Source organism: Paenibacillus sp. P36 (assembly GCF_045866505.1).
Lineage (GTDB): Bacteria > Bacillota > Bacilli > Paenibacillales > NBRC-103111 > Paenibacillus_E > Paenibacillus_E chondroitinus.
Map to the genome: position 1 here is coordinate 808,766 of NZ_AP038372.1, position 15,675 is coordinate 824,440.

12 protein-coding genes are annotated in these 15,675 nt (G+C 48.4%); 10 read left to right on the forward strand and 2 right to left on the reverse strand.

Annotated elements, in window-relative coordinates; all coding sequences use genetic code 11:
- From ACKTT9_RS03735 to ACKTT9_RS03755, 5 genes are all read left to right on the forward strand, one after another.
- On the forward strand, positions 1 to 987 hold the full coding sequence (locus ACKTT9_RS03735; RefSeq protein WP_407870526.1) for a substrate-binding domain-containing protein: 987 nt from the start codon (positions 1 to 3) through the stop codon (positions 985 to 987).
- A gap of 112 nt (positions 988 to 1,099) precedes the next feature.
- Positions 1,100 to 2,182, forward strand: coding sequence for a galactose ABC transporter substrate-binding protein (locus ACKTT9_RS03740; protein ID WP_315956034.1), 1,083 nt, complete (start codon positions 1,100 to 1,102; stop codon positions 2,180 to 2,182).
- A 137-nt stretch (positions 2,183 to 2,319) separates the two neighbouring features.
- Complete coding sequence (locus ACKTT9_RS03745; protein WP_157325961.1) at positions 2,320 to 3,837, forward strand: sugar ABC transporter ATP-binding protein; 1,518 nt, start codon at positions 2,320 to 2,322, stop codon at positions 3,835 to 3,837.
- A gap of 18 nt (positions 3,838 to 3,855) precedes the next feature.
- Positions 3,856 to 4,887 carry a galactose/methyl galactoside ABC transporter permease MglC gene (mglC, locus tag ACKTT9_RS03750; protein ID WP_407870527.1) on the forward strand — a complete coding sequence of 344 codons (1,032 nt, stop codon included), beginning with the start codon at positions 3,856 to 3,858 and terminating at the stop codon, positions 4,885 to 4,887.
- A gap of 97 nt (positions 4,888 to 4,984) precedes the next feature.
- On the forward strand, positions 4,985 to 6,715 hold the full coding sequence (locus ACKTT9_RS03755) for a methyl-accepting chemotaxis protein (protein WP_407870528.1): 1,731 nt from the start codon (positions 4,985 to 4,987) through the stop codon (positions 6,713 to 6,715).
- A 324-nt stretch (positions 6,716 to 7,039) separates the two neighbouring features.
- Here the strand turns inward: ACKTT9_RS03755 and ACKTT9_RS03760 are convergent, their stop codons facing one another.
- Both ACKTT9_RS03760 and ACKTT9_RS03765 read right to left on the reverse strand, forming a co-directional pair.
- Positions 7,040 to 7,504, reverse strand: coding sequence for a RidA family protein (locus tag ACKTT9_RS03760; protein ID WP_407870529.1), 465 nt, complete (start codon positions 7,502 to 7,504; stop codon positions 7,040 to 7,042).
- Between the two features lie 33 nt (positions 7,505 to 7,537).
- A complete protein-coding gene (locus ACKTT9_RS03765; protein WP_407870530.1) occupies positions 7,538 to 8,695 on the reverse strand; it encodes an alanine racemase in 1,158 nt (385 codons plus the stop codon).
- 281 nt (positions 8,696 to 8,976) lie between these two features.
- Between ACKTT9_RS03765 and ACKTT9_RS03770 the strand changes: the two genes are divergently transcribed.
- From ACKTT9_RS03770 to ACKTT9_RS03790, 5 genes are all read left to right on the forward strand, one after another.
- Entirely contained in the window at positions 8,977 to 10,773 is a 1,797-nt protein-coding gene (locus ACKTT9_RS03770; protein ID WP_407870531.1) for a sensor histidine kinase, read from the forward strand.
- Complete coding sequence (locus tag ACKTT9_RS03775) at positions 10,770 to 12,329, forward strand: response regulator (protein WP_407870532.1); 1,560 nt, start codon at positions 10,770 to 10,772, stop codon at positions 12,327 to 12,329. Before ACKTT9_RS03770 ends, ACKTT9_RS03775 begins: the two co-directional genes overlap by 4 nt.
- Positions 12,330 to 12,458: 129 nt before the next feature.
- On the forward strand, positions 12,459 to 13,808 hold the full coding sequence (locus ACKTT9_RS03780; protein ID WP_407870533.1) for an extracellular solute-binding protein: 1,350 nt from the start codon (positions 12,459 to 12,461) through the stop codon (positions 13,806 to 13,808).
- A gap of 78 nt (positions 13,809 to 13,886) precedes the next feature.
- Positions 13,887 to 14,762, forward strand: coding sequence for a carbohydrate ABC transporter permease (locus tag ACKTT9_RS03785; RefSeq protein ID WP_127458203.1), 876 nt, complete (start codon positions 13,887 to 13,889; stop codon positions 14,760 to 14,762).
- A gap of 35 nt (positions 14,763 to 14,797) precedes the next feature.
- Complete coding sequence (locus ACKTT9_RS03790) at positions 14,798 to 15,670, forward strand: carbohydrate ABC transporter permease (RefSeq protein WP_127458202.1); 873 nt, start codon at positions 14,798 to 14,800, stop codon at positions 15,668 to 15,670.
- Positions 15,671 to 15,675: the final 5 nt, after the last annotated feature.

Genomic DNA, 15,675 nt, shown 5'->3' on the forward strand with positions numbered 1-15,675 from the left:
ATGGATAAAACAATGAAACTTGGCCCCCTCATATTCGCCATATTGGCCGCTGCCTTCTCCATGTCCTCCTGTATGCGCAATACGGAGACTGAGAGTACACCCACCGAGAAGAAGAAGCATTTGGAAGTGGTGTTAAGAAGCCAGAACGGGGACTATTGGAAAACGGTTAAAATGGGAGCGGAGGTCGCTGCGAAGGAATTTAATGTGACTTTGGATTTCAGGGCGCCGGACGATGAAGGGGATGTGAAAGGGCAGATCGCCTTAATGGAGCAATCCGTTAGTAGCGGTCCTGACGCCATCGTGCTTGCGGCTAATGACTATAAGGAATTGTCGGGAGTTGTAGACGATGCTGAGGGACGAGGCATTCCTGTTGTCGCGATCGACTCTGAAGTGGAGTCACGCAAAGCGAGAAGCTTCATAGGCGCCAACAATTATGAGGCTGGTCAAATGGCAGGTCAGCAATTAATTAAGCTTGCCGGACCCAAAGGAAATATCGCAATTGTGAGCTTTAAACAAGGAGAGCGCAATACGGAGCTTCGGGAGCAAGGGCTTTTGGATGAAATATCGAAATATCCGACCATAAAGGTCATTGCCAAGGTATACACGATGACAGACCGGGGGACGGCGGATCAGCTAACACAAGGCATCATTGAGAAGTATCCGCATTTGGACGGGATTGTTGCCCTGAATGAAATCTCCTCCATTGGTGTTGCCGATGCGATTCAACGAATGAATCTGCAAGATAAAGTGAAAATCATTACATTTGACAGCACATCGGAAGAGTTGGAGCTGCTGCAGGAAGGCGTTATCCAAGCTACGATTATTCAAAATCCGTTCAGCATCGGGTATTTAGGCGTTAAAAATGCGGTTGAAGCCTCACGTGGGAAGAAGATTCCGAGCCGTGTAGATACCGGGATTAAGGCCATCGACCTTAATAATATGTTTTGGTCGGATAATCAAAAATTGCTATTTCCGTTTATAAAGTGATGAGAATTTCGATAGAAGATATGAGGATATTGCATTTGTTTCGTAGTCCGCATGCCGTATATTTAGAAATGTAAATAAACAAACAAAACAACCTTTTAGGGAGGGTCTTACCTTGAAAAAATTGATTACCCTTGCAGTAGCGAGTGCTTTGGTTGCAACCGTAACAGGATGTGGCGCTAAAACAGAAAAACCAGCAGCATCTCAAGCTCCAGCAGCAAGTGCTGGCGCAGCGGCAACAGCAGCTCCTGCTAAAACAGACGGCAAAAAACCAACAATCGGTGTAGCTATTTATAAATTTGACGATACATTCATGTCCGGTGTTCGCGCGGCGATCGCTGATGCAGCGAAAGACAAAGCAACTGTGGATATCGTAGACAGCCAAAACTCACAACCAACACAAAATGATAAAGTTGACCTTTTCATCACGAAAAAAGTAAACGCTCTTGCGATCAACGCGGTTGACCGTACAGCAGCAGGCGTTATCATCGATAAAGCAAAAACAGCTAACGTACCGGTGGTCTTCTTGAACCGTGAGCCGCTGGCTGACGATATGAAGAAATGGGATAAAGTTTACTATGTAGGCGCGAAAGCTGAGCAATCCGGAACAATGGAAGGCCAATTGCTGGTTGACTACTTCAAAGCTCACCCGGAAGCGGACAAAAACAAAGACGGTAAAATTCAATACGTTATGCTGAAAGGCGAACCAGGACACCAAGATGCTGAGCTTCGCACGAAGTTCTCCATCCAAGCAATCACAGATGCTGGTCTTGGCGTAGAGAAAGTAGCAGAAGATACAGCGATGTGGGATCGTGTAAAAGGTCAAGAAAAAATGGCAGCTTTCCTAGCTTCCAGTGAAAACAAAATCGAAGCTGTTCTTGCGAACAACGACGATATGGCTCTTGGCGCTATCGAAGCTTTGAAAGCAAAAGGTTACTTCAAAGACAATAAATTCTTGCCGGTTGTAGGCGTTGACGCTACGGCTCCTGCGCTTCAAGCACTTAGCGATGGCACATTGCTCGGAACTGTTCTGAACGATGCGAAAAACCAAGGTGCTGCAACAACGAACGTAGCAACTGCTCTTGCTAACGGTCAAACACCAAGCAAAGAAACAACAGGCTACGATGTAACAGACGGTAAATATGTTTGGATTTCCTACAAAAAGATTACAAAAGCGAACATGAACGAAGCGAAGTAATCCGAATAGAAGCGGGCAAGAGCAGTTATCCGCTCTTGCCTTCTTATTTGGAAACCCGTGCAAAGATACAGAGAAAAAGGCTTAGAACAATGGCTTCACTTTGTGGGGATTATCGTGAGCTGGTAGGGGGAGTTACCATGACATTACATGAGTATTTACTGGAAATGAATCAAATCTCCAAAGAGTTCCCCGGCGTCAAGGCGCTGGATAACGTTACCCTGAAAGTTCGCCCAGGAAGCGTGCATGCTTTGATGGGAGAAAACGGGGCTGGTAAGTCGACGTTGATGAAATGCTTATTCGGTATCTATAAGCCGGATGGCGGAGAGATCAAGCTGAACGGCGAGACCGTGTCCATCCTTAATTCCAAGGATGCGTTAGCAAACGGCATTTCCATGATTCATCAAGAGCTGCACCCGGTTCCTCATCGCAACGTGATGGAGAACATTTGGTTGGGCCGCTTCCCGGAAAAAGGGATTGGGCCATTGAAGTTAGTGGATCACAAGAAGATGCGCAGAGATACAGAAAAGTTGTTTGAACAGCTCCAAATGGATATTAAACCGGACACACTCGTTGGCACCTTGTCGGTTTCGAAAGTGCAGTCCATTGAAATTGCCAAAGCCGTTTCTTTCAATTCGAAAGTCATTGTTATGGATGAGCCGACTTCGTCATTAACAGGAAATGAAGTTGAACAGCTATTTCGCATCATTCGCGACCTGAAAAGTCGTGGCGTCTCGATCATCTATATTTCACATAAAATGGAAGAAATTCTTGAAATCTCGGATGAAGTAACGATTATGCGTGACGGAACAAAGATTGGGACGTGGCCATCCTCAGAGCTGACAACCGATATGATCATCTCGAAGATGGTTGGACGTGATCTCAAAGAGCGCTTCCCTGAACGAAGCAATGTACCGAACGGTGTATTAATGAGTGTTGAGGGACTGACTTCGGTCATTCCAAGATCTTTTAAAAATGTTTCTTTCGACCTTCGTAAGGGAGAAATTCTTGGCGTGGGCGGTTTGGTTGGCGCACAGCGGACGGAACTGATGGAAGCTTTGTTCGGACTACGCGGTGTTGCATCCGGCCAAATTTCGATCCATGGCAAGCAAGTAAAGCTGAAATCGCCGATTGACGCCATTAAGCACAAAATCGCGCTGCTTACGGAAGAGCGCCGCGTGACAGGGATTTTCCCGGTATTGTCCGTGCTTGAGAATACGGTCATTGCGAATTTAGGCCGATACATGAACCCACTCGGATTCATTCAAGAGGCGAAACGGAAAGTCGAAGTAGAGAAAAGCATTGAGATGCTTCGGGTGAAAACGCCGAACATGCATGCATTGATCAAAAACCTTTCTGGTGGTAACCAGCAAAAGGTGCTCTTGGCCAGATGGCTGCTTACAGAGCCGGACGTGCTCCTGCTGGATGAGCCGACTCGCGGAATTGACGTAGGAGCGAAGTTTGAGATTTATTCCATCATTGCTGACCTTGCGAAGCAGGGGAAAAGTATTATCATGATCTCTTCTGAAATGCCCGAGCTTCTTGGGATGTCAGACCGAATCATGGTCATGTGTGAAGGACGCCTTACGGGGATCGTAGAAGGAAATAAAGCAACAGAAGAAGAGATCATGCGCCTTGCTGCACAGCATATGGCATAAATGGGGGGCCAAGAAACCATGAGTACAAAAACAGAAACATTAAAATCTAGAGACATTAGTGGGTTCGTGACCAAATACGCAATCTACATCGTATTGGTCGTGCTCGTTATTGGGATCGCAATTTATGATCCGCGCTTTTTATCCGTTAGTATTCTACGTGACATTTTGCTGCAGTCATCCACACGTGTCATTATTGCTTTGGGTGCTGCCTTCATCTTGATCACGGGAGGCACCGACCTTTCGACTGGACGGATTGTCGGTTTGACGGCCGTTATCTCGGCATCCATGCTGCAAACGCAGGATTATGGCCGCAGATTTTTCCCGGATCTACCGCACTTACCGCTGCTTGTTCCAATTATCATTGCGATTCTGGCTGGTCTTTTGGTAGGTCTCATTAATGGAATTATCGTCGCTAAATTGAAGGTTCCACCTTTCATCGCAACATTAGGAACGATGGTTGCCGTATACGGTGCCAACTCCTTGTACTTCGATATGAAACCGAATCAGTCCCAGCCTATCGGTGGTTTGAGACCTGATTTTAGTAAACTAGGAACAGGTTCTATTGGCTCTGATGCCACGTACTCATTACCTTATATCGTTATTATTGCTGTAGCTGTAGCGATTATCGTCTGGATCGTTTTCAACAAAACCAAACTTGGTAAATACATGTACGCAATCGGTGGCAACATTCATGCTGCAGTTGTTTCGGGGATTAACGTTAACCGTTACCTGATTTACATCTACTCCATTGCGGGCGCTTTGTACGGATTGGCTGGGGTGCTGGAAGCAGCAAGAACCGGCGGCGCAACGAACAACTACGGAAACATGTACGAGCTTGATGCGATCGCAGCTTGTGTAGTCGGCGGCGTATCGACATCCGGTGGTATCGGAACGGTTCCCGGCGTACTTGCAGGGGTACTCATTTTCAGCGTAATCAACTACGGTTTGACGTTTATCGGGATCAGCCCTTACTGGCAGCTAATCATTAAAGGTGTTATCATCGTGGCTGCGGTAGCGTTCGATATGCGTAAATACATGAACTCTAAATAATAAAGCAAAAAGGATAGCAGGCTGTCGCGTAAAGGGGCAGCCTGTTATTTTACGAAGACAATTGAAAACGGTTGCTACATAAAAAGGGGGCCCATGTATGCAGGAAAAAAAGATTTCCGCTACGGAAAAAAAGAGGTTTTCAATTTCTTTAAGAGGCAAAATTGTAGGAACCTTCGTTATTGTTTCATTACTTGTTGCGGTGACTAGCGGCTTGTCTTACATCTATCTGAATAAAGTTGATCGCTCTTATTCCAAGCTTTTGAACGATCATGTAACGATTCTTCGGCATGTTGCAGAGATTAAAGAGAAGACGCAACTACAGAACAGCCTGCTGCTAGGTTATGTGCTTAATCCGACGAAAGAGAAAGAGAAGTTTTTAACGGAAACGAATGCAGGGTTAACTGAGATTATTGGACAAATGAGCGAGTTTGCCAAAAATGAGGACGAGCAGGGCGCGATCCAGTCCATGGCGGATTCTAACCAAACGTTCATGCGTCTGGTTAATAAAGTGGCGGAATACGCGGATAAAGGGAATGTCGATTTGGCCAAAGCCGAGGCGATGCAGTGGGCGATTCCCACGACAGAAACGTTAACGCAGTCTGCAGCGAAGATCGAAGAATTGGAAAGAGCCGTTCAGGAAGTGGATACGGCACGTAATCATGAGGTCGTGCAATCGACCGTTCGAACGTTGATTTATGTTAGCGTAGCTGCATTCTTATTTGCGTTGGCGATTGGCCTCTTATTATCGCGGACGATTGTGAATCCAATACGTTCTATGGTGAGAGCCGCAGAAAGGATTGCGGACTGCGATTTATCGACCGGCAGCATCTATGTGAGCAATAGAGACGAATTAAGGGATTTGGCTATGGCCTTTAATGGCATGAAAGCTAATCTCCACAGCTTAATCAGCCAGGTGGGCAGCAGTGCCCAGCATGTAGCCGCCGCCTCTGATGCGCTAAGCAATAATGCTGAGCAGGTTAGTGAGTCTTCGGAGCGGATCACTTATACGATTCAGGAGATTTCGACGGGGACGGATGCGCAGGTACGGAGTGTGCAGCAAGGCGTTTCCATCATGGAAGAAATGTCAGCAGCGGTTATTCAAATTGTAGGCGTCACGCAAACAGCCAACCAGCAGTCTTCACTCGCCTTGGAAGCCGCAGGCGCGGGTAACACAGCCGTTGAGACAGCGATTGCCCAAATGCAAGCTATCTCTCAAAAGATGAAGGTGCTTGTAGAATCTGTTCAGCGGCTAGGGGAGCGCTCTGAGCAAATCGTGCAAGCGAATGCCATCATTGCCGGTATTGCGAGACAAACGAATATGCTCGCATTGAATGCCTCTATTGAGGCTGCGCGGGCAGGGGCGGCCGGCAAAGGCTTTGCGGTCGTCGCCGATGAAGTCCGCAAGCTGGCTCTTCAGACGGGAGCAGCGGCTGAAGAAGTGACTCAGCTTGTTTCGAGTATACAAGAAGAAACAAGTGTGGTTATGAACGCCACCCAGGCAGGAAGCCAAGAGGTGGAGACGGGGCTTGAAGTTGTCGGCGTAGCACAGGCAACGTTCCTGCGCATCAGCGATGCGATGGACGATGTCGCTCGCCAGATTGCGGAAGTGGCCGCCAGCTCGGCCGCTATCTCCACGAAAACGAGCGCAGCCGTTGACGTGATTCGCGGTATTGACGAAGTCGCGGGGCAGACCGCTTCCGGTGCGCGCAACGTCTCCTCCAATATCGAGGGGCAGTATGCGAGTATGGAGGAGATTGTCTCTTCGGCCTCCGTGCTGAACAGCATGGCCGGGGACTTGCAGGGTTTGATTGCTCGATTCCGTGTGTGAGTGCGGCGGAATAGGCCTGAGGATGTTTCCTCAGGCCTGTTTTGTATTTGTATTTGTTACACGGCGTGTAGAGTGGAATAGAAGGAATTTATGCCGATAATCTGCACCGTTTCTGCCGACAGGGGGAATTAGCTGGAGAAACTCCATCTAAATCGCTGGGTGCAGGGTGGAAACTGTTAGATATGGCAAAATTAGCATCAGAAACTCCACTTAATTGGAAAAAAAGGAGCCAGACGCGGAATATAGCAGGAGTATTCGGCGTTAACCATAACGGTGGATACTCCAGTCACCTATCATTCGCGCACGCCGAGATGCCCTACGTGTTTAATCCCGCACTTCAACAATCAGCTCAATCTCCACCGGTGTGTGAAAAGGCAGATCGCTTGTGCCGATGGCGGAGCGGGCATGCTTGCCTTTTTCGCCGAAAACATCGACTAACAAATCGGACGCGCCGTTGATGACATAAGGCTGGTCTCCGAAACCCGGTGCGCTATTGACGAAAGCGAGCATCTTCACGATTTTAACGACCCGGTCCAAATCACCGAGATGTCCCTTCATAACCGCTAAGCAGTTAATGATGGTTTGGCGTGCTGCCGCTTGTCCCTGCTCAATCGTCACTTCACGGCCAAGCTTGCCCTCATACATCAATTCTCCGTTAATCCGGCAGTCTTGACCGGACAAATAGATGAGATTCCCTGTTTGATTGCAAGGAATGTATGTAAAGCGTGGTTCAAGGGATGGAGGGAGTGTAATCCCTAACTCTTGCAGGCGTTGTTCAATGTTCGACATGCGATTGACCTCCAGTTTTTATGTGTATTAAGCTTACTCCAGCATGCCTCGAGCAAGCACAGGTGTAAGAGTGTAAGTATGGCCACTCTGCATCATCACATGATTATGTAAGTTGACGGTGCTGCAAATATGATTGGGAATAATACGCAGCTTATCGCCTATTTGCAGGTTGGCCGCTTGGGCTAGCGGTCCTAGCTCAATCATGCCATGTTCCTCGGTTAAGCGGGCTAACGTCGCATCCGCAAGCCCGAGGATGTGCCCAAAGCCCTTCAGCTGCAGAGGCTCGGTGCCCGGCTGAACGTCGGTGGCGAAGGTTTTACTGCCGCCGTCGACAATCGCGAGGTCAGCCGAGGGACGGCTGACGACGGTGACGAGCACGCTGCCCGCGCAGTCCTCCAAGATGCAGACACCTAGCCGGGCCTGCATCCTGTCGTGGAACACGTAGGTGCCGGGGCGCACCTCGGTCACGCCTTCAACCGCCGCAGCGTAAGCAGCGGTTGGCGTGGAGCCCACGCTGACATCCGTGATCGCGATGCCCTGTGTTCTGAGGCGCTCGGCGAGCTGCACCATCAACGCGCCTTCTTCCTTACCGGCTGCTGCAACGTCAAGCGTCGGCTTACCGGCAAGCAAGGAGCCGCGGAAGGTGTAGATGCCGGTCAGCCGCAAGTGCGGCATGGCAGTAATTTCAGCCGCCAGAGCAGCGGCCTGATCGTACAAAACGCCGGTACGGCGCAGGCCTGTGTCAATTTCCAGCCGAACCTGCAAGGAGTGCCGATGGCGGCTGGCGACGTGCTCCAATTGCTGAGCACCTGCCAAGCTATCGACACCAACAATGAGCTCGATTTGCTCGCTCAGACGAATGGCGCGTTCGATTTTGCTGGCGGTGACAAGCGGGTAGGCGACAAAAATGTTGCGAATGCCATGCGCGGCCATGACTTCTGCTTCCGCTATTTTCGCCACGGTGATACCGACAGCCCCAGCTTCGATCTGCTTCAGCGCGATAGCGGGGATCTTATGCGTCTTCGCATGAGGACGCAGGTTCACTTGATGGATGCGGGCCACATCAGCCATGGCCTCAATGTTGCGATCCATCCGAACAGCATCGATGAGGAGACTCGGGGTCTCTATTGCTTCTAATCCTTCTAATTTTTCCAACGCTTCCAATGTTTTAGTTGTTTCCAATGATTCCATCAAACATCACTCCCTTTTCGCTGCACTTTTACTTTCTTCCAAGTAGCTGTAGAGGGTATACTTTGAAATATTCAGATAGGCGCAAATCGTTTCGTAACCTTTTGGGTATACGTCGAGCCAGGTTTGTGCCAATTCGTTTGGTTTTGCTTTCTTGTCTTGAGCAAAATGGTAACATAAAAATTTCTAATATCAAACAAAAAGTTTGGTTGCCTAAAGAAAAGTAAGATGTCTAAACACTGCACATGCTACTATGTAAAAGTAAAAAGGAAGGAGGGGCGCCCATGAGACGCTGGTTTGCCAAGTCCCTGAAACGCAAACTGTCATTAATTATTTTACTCGCAGTCGTATTGCCGCTGCTTTCCATGGGGACCGTTTCCTATCGCATTGCCACTTCGGTGACGGAAGATAAAGCGAAGCAGGCCGGCATGAACACCCTGAAACAAATAACGGATAAGCTGGATTTCGTTATTCAAGACGTGGAGAATATGTCCATTTTTCTTATCGGCCAAAAAGATATTCAAACCTACTTAAGCAATAAAGAAGGGGACGTAAACAGCTATTCGCTAATTGTCGGGACCTTATGGAACTTATCCTATTCCAAAAAATATATTTCTAACATTACGATTACCCCGATAAATGGCAATCCGGTATTATACACAACGACGATTACGAATTCAGGACTTAATCCGCTTTTACAACAGTATGAATCCGTTTACAAATCCACAACCAAATGGTGGTCGCCGCTTTATGTGAACCAAACAACGGACGGTCCCAAGAGGGTGATCACACTCGTTAGACCAATCAGGGATGTCAGCACATTCCGAACGATCGGAACGCTCGCTTTTTCCCTTGATCAAGCGGAGATTGAGCATTATTTGACGGATGCGGGTTGGGAAAGCAGTGGTTTTGTCATGCTGACTGACCAATACAATCAAATTATTGCTGGGGGCGAACCAGGCTGGTTGGCTCGGAAGGTTGGAGATGTGTTTCCGAACTTAGACAAGCTGGGTGAAACCAATGGTGTGCTTAACGTACCGAGAGGGGAACTGCCGCACACGGTTTTGTATAACTCTATGCCTCGTTTAGGCTGGAAATTGGTCGGGTTCATCCCGACAGAAATTTACCAGAAACAAAATGGTTACGTGCTTACCGTAACCGCTGTGACGATTGTTATTGCGCTCATGCTTGCAATGGGGTTAGTGCTTTATTTCTTGCAATGGGTGACTAAACCGTTAACCAGGTTAACCAAATCGTTGAAAGATTTGAATCCGGATGAGGCGATCCCGACCTATGAGGTGAAAAGCGCCGACGAAGTCGGGCTGCTGGTTCACAGCTATAATAAGCTGAGCGAGCGGATCGGCAGGCTGAAGGATCAAGTGCAGCAAAATGAAGCGAAAAAGAAGGAAGCAGACATCATGGCCCTTCAGGCGCAGATTAATCCGCACTTTTTATACAATACACTTTCTTCGATCCACTGGATTGCTCTCATGAACAAGGATCGTCAAATTGCCGAGATGATTGGGGCGCTTAGTGATTTCTTGCGTTTTAGCCTAAATAAGGGCGAAGAGTTCTGTTCGGTTCAGCAGGAAATTTCACATGCCCAGAATTATGCCTATATCCAGGCCATGCGTTTTCCCGATCAGTTCGAGATTGAGTTTTTTATTGTTCCGGAAATGCTGCAAACGACGATGCTGAAGCTGCTGCTGCAGCCGTTGATTGAGAACAGTCTCATTCATGGTATTCAGAAAAAGAAAGCCAAAGGGCATGTCTACGTCCATGGGGAACTGCGCGATAATCAGATGAAATTTGTCGTAGAAGATACGGGAATCGGCATGGACGAAGCGAAGCTGCGCGACATTCACGGACAGCTGGTTGCGGCTAACCAACAATTGGGAATGCTAACCGAAGTTGCGAAGGAAGCGAAGCTGCCGGTGACCTCTTATGGACTTATTAATGTGCACAGACGATTGCTGCTGCATTATGGCCTTGGGTCGGGCCTTGTTGTGGAAAGCACGTTAGGTATGGGAACTCGGATATCATTTTCAATTCCGCTTGGGACGGGGGAGCTGACGACATGAGAATTTTGATTGTAGACGATGAAGTGATAATAAGAACCGGTCTTTGTACCGTGATCGATTGGAAAGAACTCGGGCTTGAACTGCTGCCTGCAGCATCTTCGGGGGAAGAGGCGTTAGAGCGGATTGCGGAAGAAAAGCCTCACATCGTGCTGACGGATATCCGTATGCCGGGGATCGACGGGATTCAGCTGGCCCGTGAAATCAAAGCGCAACTACCGGATACCGAGATCGTCATCCTGACGGGGTATGATGATTTCTCCTATGCCCAACAAGCGCTCCGTGAAGGGGTGACCGATTATTTGCTGAAGACAAGCCGCCCGGAAGAGATTATTAAAGCTGCATTGAAAGCGAAGCAGAACGTGATGGATAAATGGGAAACGATGAAGCAGGAGAATCTCCAGCAGGCTGCGCTGCGCAATCAGTTGTTAGATCGAGCGCTAACACGGGGCTTGCACGATGATGCGGAAGCAAGGGAACAGCTGCGTGTCTGGTTCCACAGAAACGGCGTAGACGTTCATCCGGAATCCGGGGTGGCCGCGGCAATGCAAGTGATGCTCGTTTCCGTATCGGGCTGGGAAGCGGGGCTTACGGAGCTGCTGCAAGGCGCAGCGCAGAATATCCTCTTCGAGCTGCTTCCGTGCGTGACGCTTATGAACAAGGAGCACTTGCTGCTTGTTGTCCGTTATGAAGAAAGCGGCATGGAGCAAGCGGGGCTTAAAGCTGCGCTGAAGCGGGTAACCGAAACGTTGAAATGCACGGCATTTGCGGCGCTCGGAACCGTTGCGCGGGATTACGATAGCCTGAAGAATTCCTACCTGGCTGCAAAAGAGGTTTTTGCGTACCAAGGACTGCTCGGTTCGCAAGGTCTTTTCACATTGGCGGATATTCGAGAGCGAAGCGGGGGGCGTACGGTTCTTACCGAGAAGGAGGAAGCCGAGCTTGCGGCCATTCTGATGAGCGGCAATGCGACGGACCTGCGGCATTGGGTGAACCAGCGGGTGCGCGCGCTGATGGAAGACGCCTTTGCGACGCCGATGACGGTGCAGGGCTATCTGCAATCGATGATTATCGCTGGCCACCGCTGGTTGGAGCGGGCGAATTCATCGGAGGCTTCGCGTAACAAACTCCCCTCCTATGAAGGGGAAGGGCGCCCGGAAGAGGAGATTTTCAAAATCCTTACAGCGATTATGAACCTGTTCCATCAAGGGCTGGATCAGAATAAGTATGCTTATGTGTACAAGTCAATTGCCTATATCCGCGATAATTTGCATCAGCCGATTTCACTGCAGCAGGTTGCCGGTTTTGTTCATATCAATCCGAATCATTTTAGCGAAGTATTTAAACGGGAGACCGGATGCACCTATATTGAGTTCGTCACACAGGAGAGGATGAAGCGCGCGGTAGATCTGCTGCAAAGTACACAAACCAAAGTCAGCGATATTGCCAGAAGAGTGGGATACGAGGACATCAAGTATTTTACGCAGCAATTTAAAAAGCATACCGGGCAAACCCCATCCGAATATCGACAGGGTTCGACTGGAATCGACAAAATTTAAAGACTGAAAAATGTCCCCCCTTGCGCCGAAGTCTCTCCCGTACCGTCTCCTACAGATGTCCCCTATACTAAAGTTGTAACAAGAGAGCTACAGATTAGGTTTTTACGAAACTTTTAGGGGGTCCAACGAATGAAGAAGTCATTTATCGTTACATTGGCGGCCACAATGTCACTAGCGCTCTTAGCTGGTTGCGGTGCTGGTGGCACAACAGATACAGCCAAAGATAGCGCAGCACCTAAGTCGACAGAAGCAGCAGCTAAGCCTGGTGAAAAAGTTAAACTATCCATTTGGCACAACTATACAGGTGAAGATCTTCGCGCCAAATTGATGCGTGAATATATGGAAAAGTTCAAGAAAGACCACCCGAACGTGGAGTTGGATATTCAGGGGATTCCACCCGATGGCTACCGTCCGCGTCTTAAAACAGTTGCTGCAGCAAATGAAATGCCGGATCTATTCGTCATGTGGCCTGGTGTTATGACAAAGGAGTTCGTCGGTGGCGACTTGATTCAGCCGATCAACGAGCTGCTTGACAGCAAAACCGAGTGGAAAAATGGCTTTATGCCAGGATCCTTCGATGATTTCACAATCAGCGGCAAAACGTATGCTGCGCCAATGGCTTTGTCCCCAACGTCGATCCTTTACTACAACAAAGAAATCTTTAATAAATATAATGTTCAGCCGCCAAAAACTTGGGATGATCTCATGAAGCTGGTGGACACGTTCAAAAAGAACAATGTAACGCCAATCGCACTAGGTAACAAAGCGGCATGGGTAGCGCAATCCAGTATCCTTAGCTCGCTCGCTGACCGCGTGACAGGAACGGAATGGTTCTTGAAAGCGGTAGATCAGAACGGAGCGAAGTTCACGGATCCGGAATTCGTGCAATCGCTAACGTATCTCCAGCAGCTTGGTAAAGCAGGCGCGTTCCAAGATGGTTTCAACTCCATCGATAATACACAAATGGAACAAATGTTTGCACAAGGCAAAGCCGCTATGATGATCGACGGCGGTTGGGCGCTTCCGAACCTGGCAGCGAATACATCCAAAGAAGCTTTGGCTAACATGGCTGTAACGGTTCTGCCATCTGTCCCTAACGGTAAAGGGGATCCAAACTCACTTTCCGGTGTAGTAGGTACAGGTCTTGGAATGAGCAAGAAAGTTACCGGCGCACAAAAAGCAGCAGCTTACGAGTTGATCTACGCATTGTCTGGTCCAGAAGCACAGAAAGCTATTTTGGAAAGCAATCAGCTTGTGTCCTACAAAGTAGATTTGGATACGACAAAAGTATCCTCCTTGTTCGCAGAAGTGTACAAAATGATGAATACGGTTAAGAAAACTCCTGTATACGACGGCAAGCTTAGCTCCGCTAGCGCTGATGTTGTGAACAATGGTCTTCAAGAGCTCCTCATGGGCGGCAAGCCGGAGGATATCGCCAAGAAAATTCAAGACGCACAGGCGAAAGCCGTCGGCAAATAACGTATGGCCATAGGACTCCAGCCAGGTTCGGCTGGAGCCCTTTTTTCAAAAAAAGTTAGCAAGGGGGGAAATGAAGTCATGACCGTATCCGCAAGAATCAGAGGATTCATAACTATAGGGCTTCTTCCAGCCTTAGTGCTCTATCTGTTTTTTGTCATCGTACCGATTTTCTGGTCAGCTTACTATGGCTTTTTCGACTGGAAAGGGATCGGAGCGGCCAAATTTATCGGATTAGACAACTATGTAGAAGTGTTCCAAGATCCAATTTTCTGGAAGTCGTTCAAAAACAATATGCTTATCGTTGCAGCGTCCGTGTTCGGTCAAGTGCCGATTGCTTTGATTTTAGCGCTTTTGCTTATGAAGAGTACGTTTTTCCAACGTGTCATTCGTGCTTCCGTTTTTATGCCTATGGTGCTCTCCTCGGTTGTTGTCGGGATCATCTGGGGTTACATTTATCACCCGCAAATCGGTATTTTGAACTTCTTGCTCGATGGCGTCGGCCTGGACGGCTGGAAGAAAGCTTGGCTTTCCGATCCGAAAGTATCGATGTACGCACTCATGGTGCCGATCATCTGGAATTATATTGGACCTTATATGATTATGTTTATTGCCGCTTTACAAAATATTTCGCCAGAAATCGAAGATGCTGCGCAGCTTGATGGGGTGGGACCGGTTCGCAAATTGTTTGCCGTCACGCTGCCCATGATCTGGGATACTGTTAAAGTTGCTGTCGTCCTGTGTATCTCGGGAAGTTTGAAGGCATTCGACCTGATCTATGTCATGACAGGCGGGGGTCCGGCGCATTCAACCGAACTGCTGGCTTCCTACATGTATAACAGCACCTTCAATGTATATCGTTTCGGCTTCGGAAGCGCGATTTCCACAGCCATTATTATTCTTAGTTTGATCTTGATTGTAGGCAGCCAACGTTTGATGAAACGGGATTATCGTTAAAATAAAGGAAGAGAGTTCTCTCAGGAGGGACATCTATGGAGCAGGTTGTATCGATGCAGACGGGTTTTCCCGCTGGAGGTAAGCGACGGAAAGTTTGGACGCGAGGCGTCGTTAATATTTTGCTTAGTTTGTACGCGTTAGTCACGTTATACCCGCTCATTTGGTTATTTATGAGTGCCTTGAAATCCAATGAAGAGTTTTATTCACGGCCCTTTCTAATGCCGCTAACTTGGAAATGGGACAACATCGTCCGGGCCTGGAAAGTGTCCGGGATGGGGCTATCGCTTTGGAATTCCACGGTTGTCACGATTGCTTCTCTCGTGCTGACGTTAGTGTTGGGGGCTCTGGCAGCCTTTGTCTTATCGCGGTTTGAGTTCAAATTAAAGCCGTTTTTCATGGGATTATTCCTGCTTGGGATGCTCATTCCGATTCACAGTACACTAGTTCCACTATTTATTATCATGAAAAAAGTTGGTCTTTTGAATACGTACGGCGCACTTATTCTGCCTTATGCAGCTTTTGAGCTGCCCCTTGCGATTTTCGTTGTTGCGGCTTATTTAGTTACTATTCCCAAAGAAATTGAGGAAGCCGCTTTGATCGACGGCACAGGCTATTGGGGCATTTTCTTCCGCATGATGCTGCCGCTTAGCTTACCGGCACTCTCGACAGTTGCGATCTTAGGATTTTTGCGGTTTTGGAATGACTTTGCGTTTGCTCTCGTGTTTATCAGTAAACCTGCGTTGAAGACGGTTCCGCTGAGCTTGTCCGCTTTTGCTACAGGTTATATGACCGATTACGAGCTGACGATGGCCGCGCTTGCCATTGCTGTACTGCCAACAATTGTCGTGTTCCTGCTGTTCCAAGAGCAAATTATGAAGGGTATGACGGCCGGTGCTGTAAAAGGTTAATGCCA

Bases quoted from the DNA above. Each gene is read 5' to 3' on its own strand.
- ACKTT9_RS03760 (WP_407870529.1), bottom strand. From the start codon at position 7,504: ATGTCGAACATTGAACAACGCCTGCAAGAGTTAGGGATTACACTCCCT.
- ACKTT9_RS03745 (WP_157325961.1), top strand. From the start codon at position 2,320: ATGACATTACATGAGTATTTACTGGAAATGAATCAAATCTCCAAAGAG.
- ACKTT9_RS03780 (WP_407870533.1), top strand. From the start codon at position 12,459: ATGAAGAAGTCATTTATCGTTACATTGGCGGCCACAATGTCACTAGCG.
- mglC (WP_407870527.1), top strand. From the start codon at position 3,856: ATGAGTACAAAAACAGAAACATTAAAATCTAGAGACATTAGTGGGTTC.
- ACKTT9_RS03765 (WP_407870530.1), bottom strand. From the start codon at position 8,695: ATGGAATCATTGGAAACAACTAAAACATTGGAAGCGTTGGAAAAATTA.
- ACKTT9_RS03775 (WP_407870532.1), top strand. From the start codon at position 10,770: ATGAGAATTTTGATTGTAGACGATGAAGTGATAATAAGAACCGGTCTT.
- ACKTT9_RS03790 (WP_127458202.1), top strand. From the start codon at position 14,798: ATGGAGCAGGTTGTATCGATGCAGACGGGTTTTCCCGCTGGAGGTAAG.
- ACKTT9_RS03735 (WP_407870526.1), top strand. From the start codon at position 1: ATGGATAAAACAATGAAACTTGGCCCCCTCATATTCGCCATATTGGCC.
- ACKTT9_RS03755 (WP_407870528.1), top strand. From the start codon at position 4,985: ATGCAGGAAAAAAAGATTTCCGCTACGGAAAAAAAGAGGTTTTCAATT.
- ACKTT9_RS03785 (WP_127458203.1), top strand. From the start codon at position 13,887: ATGACCGTATCCGCAAGAATCAGAGGATTCATAACTATAGGGCTTCTT.
- ACKTT9_RS03770 (WP_407870531.1), top strand. From the start codon at position 8,977: ATGAGACGCTGGTTTGCCAAGTCCCTGAAACGCAAACTGTCATTAATT.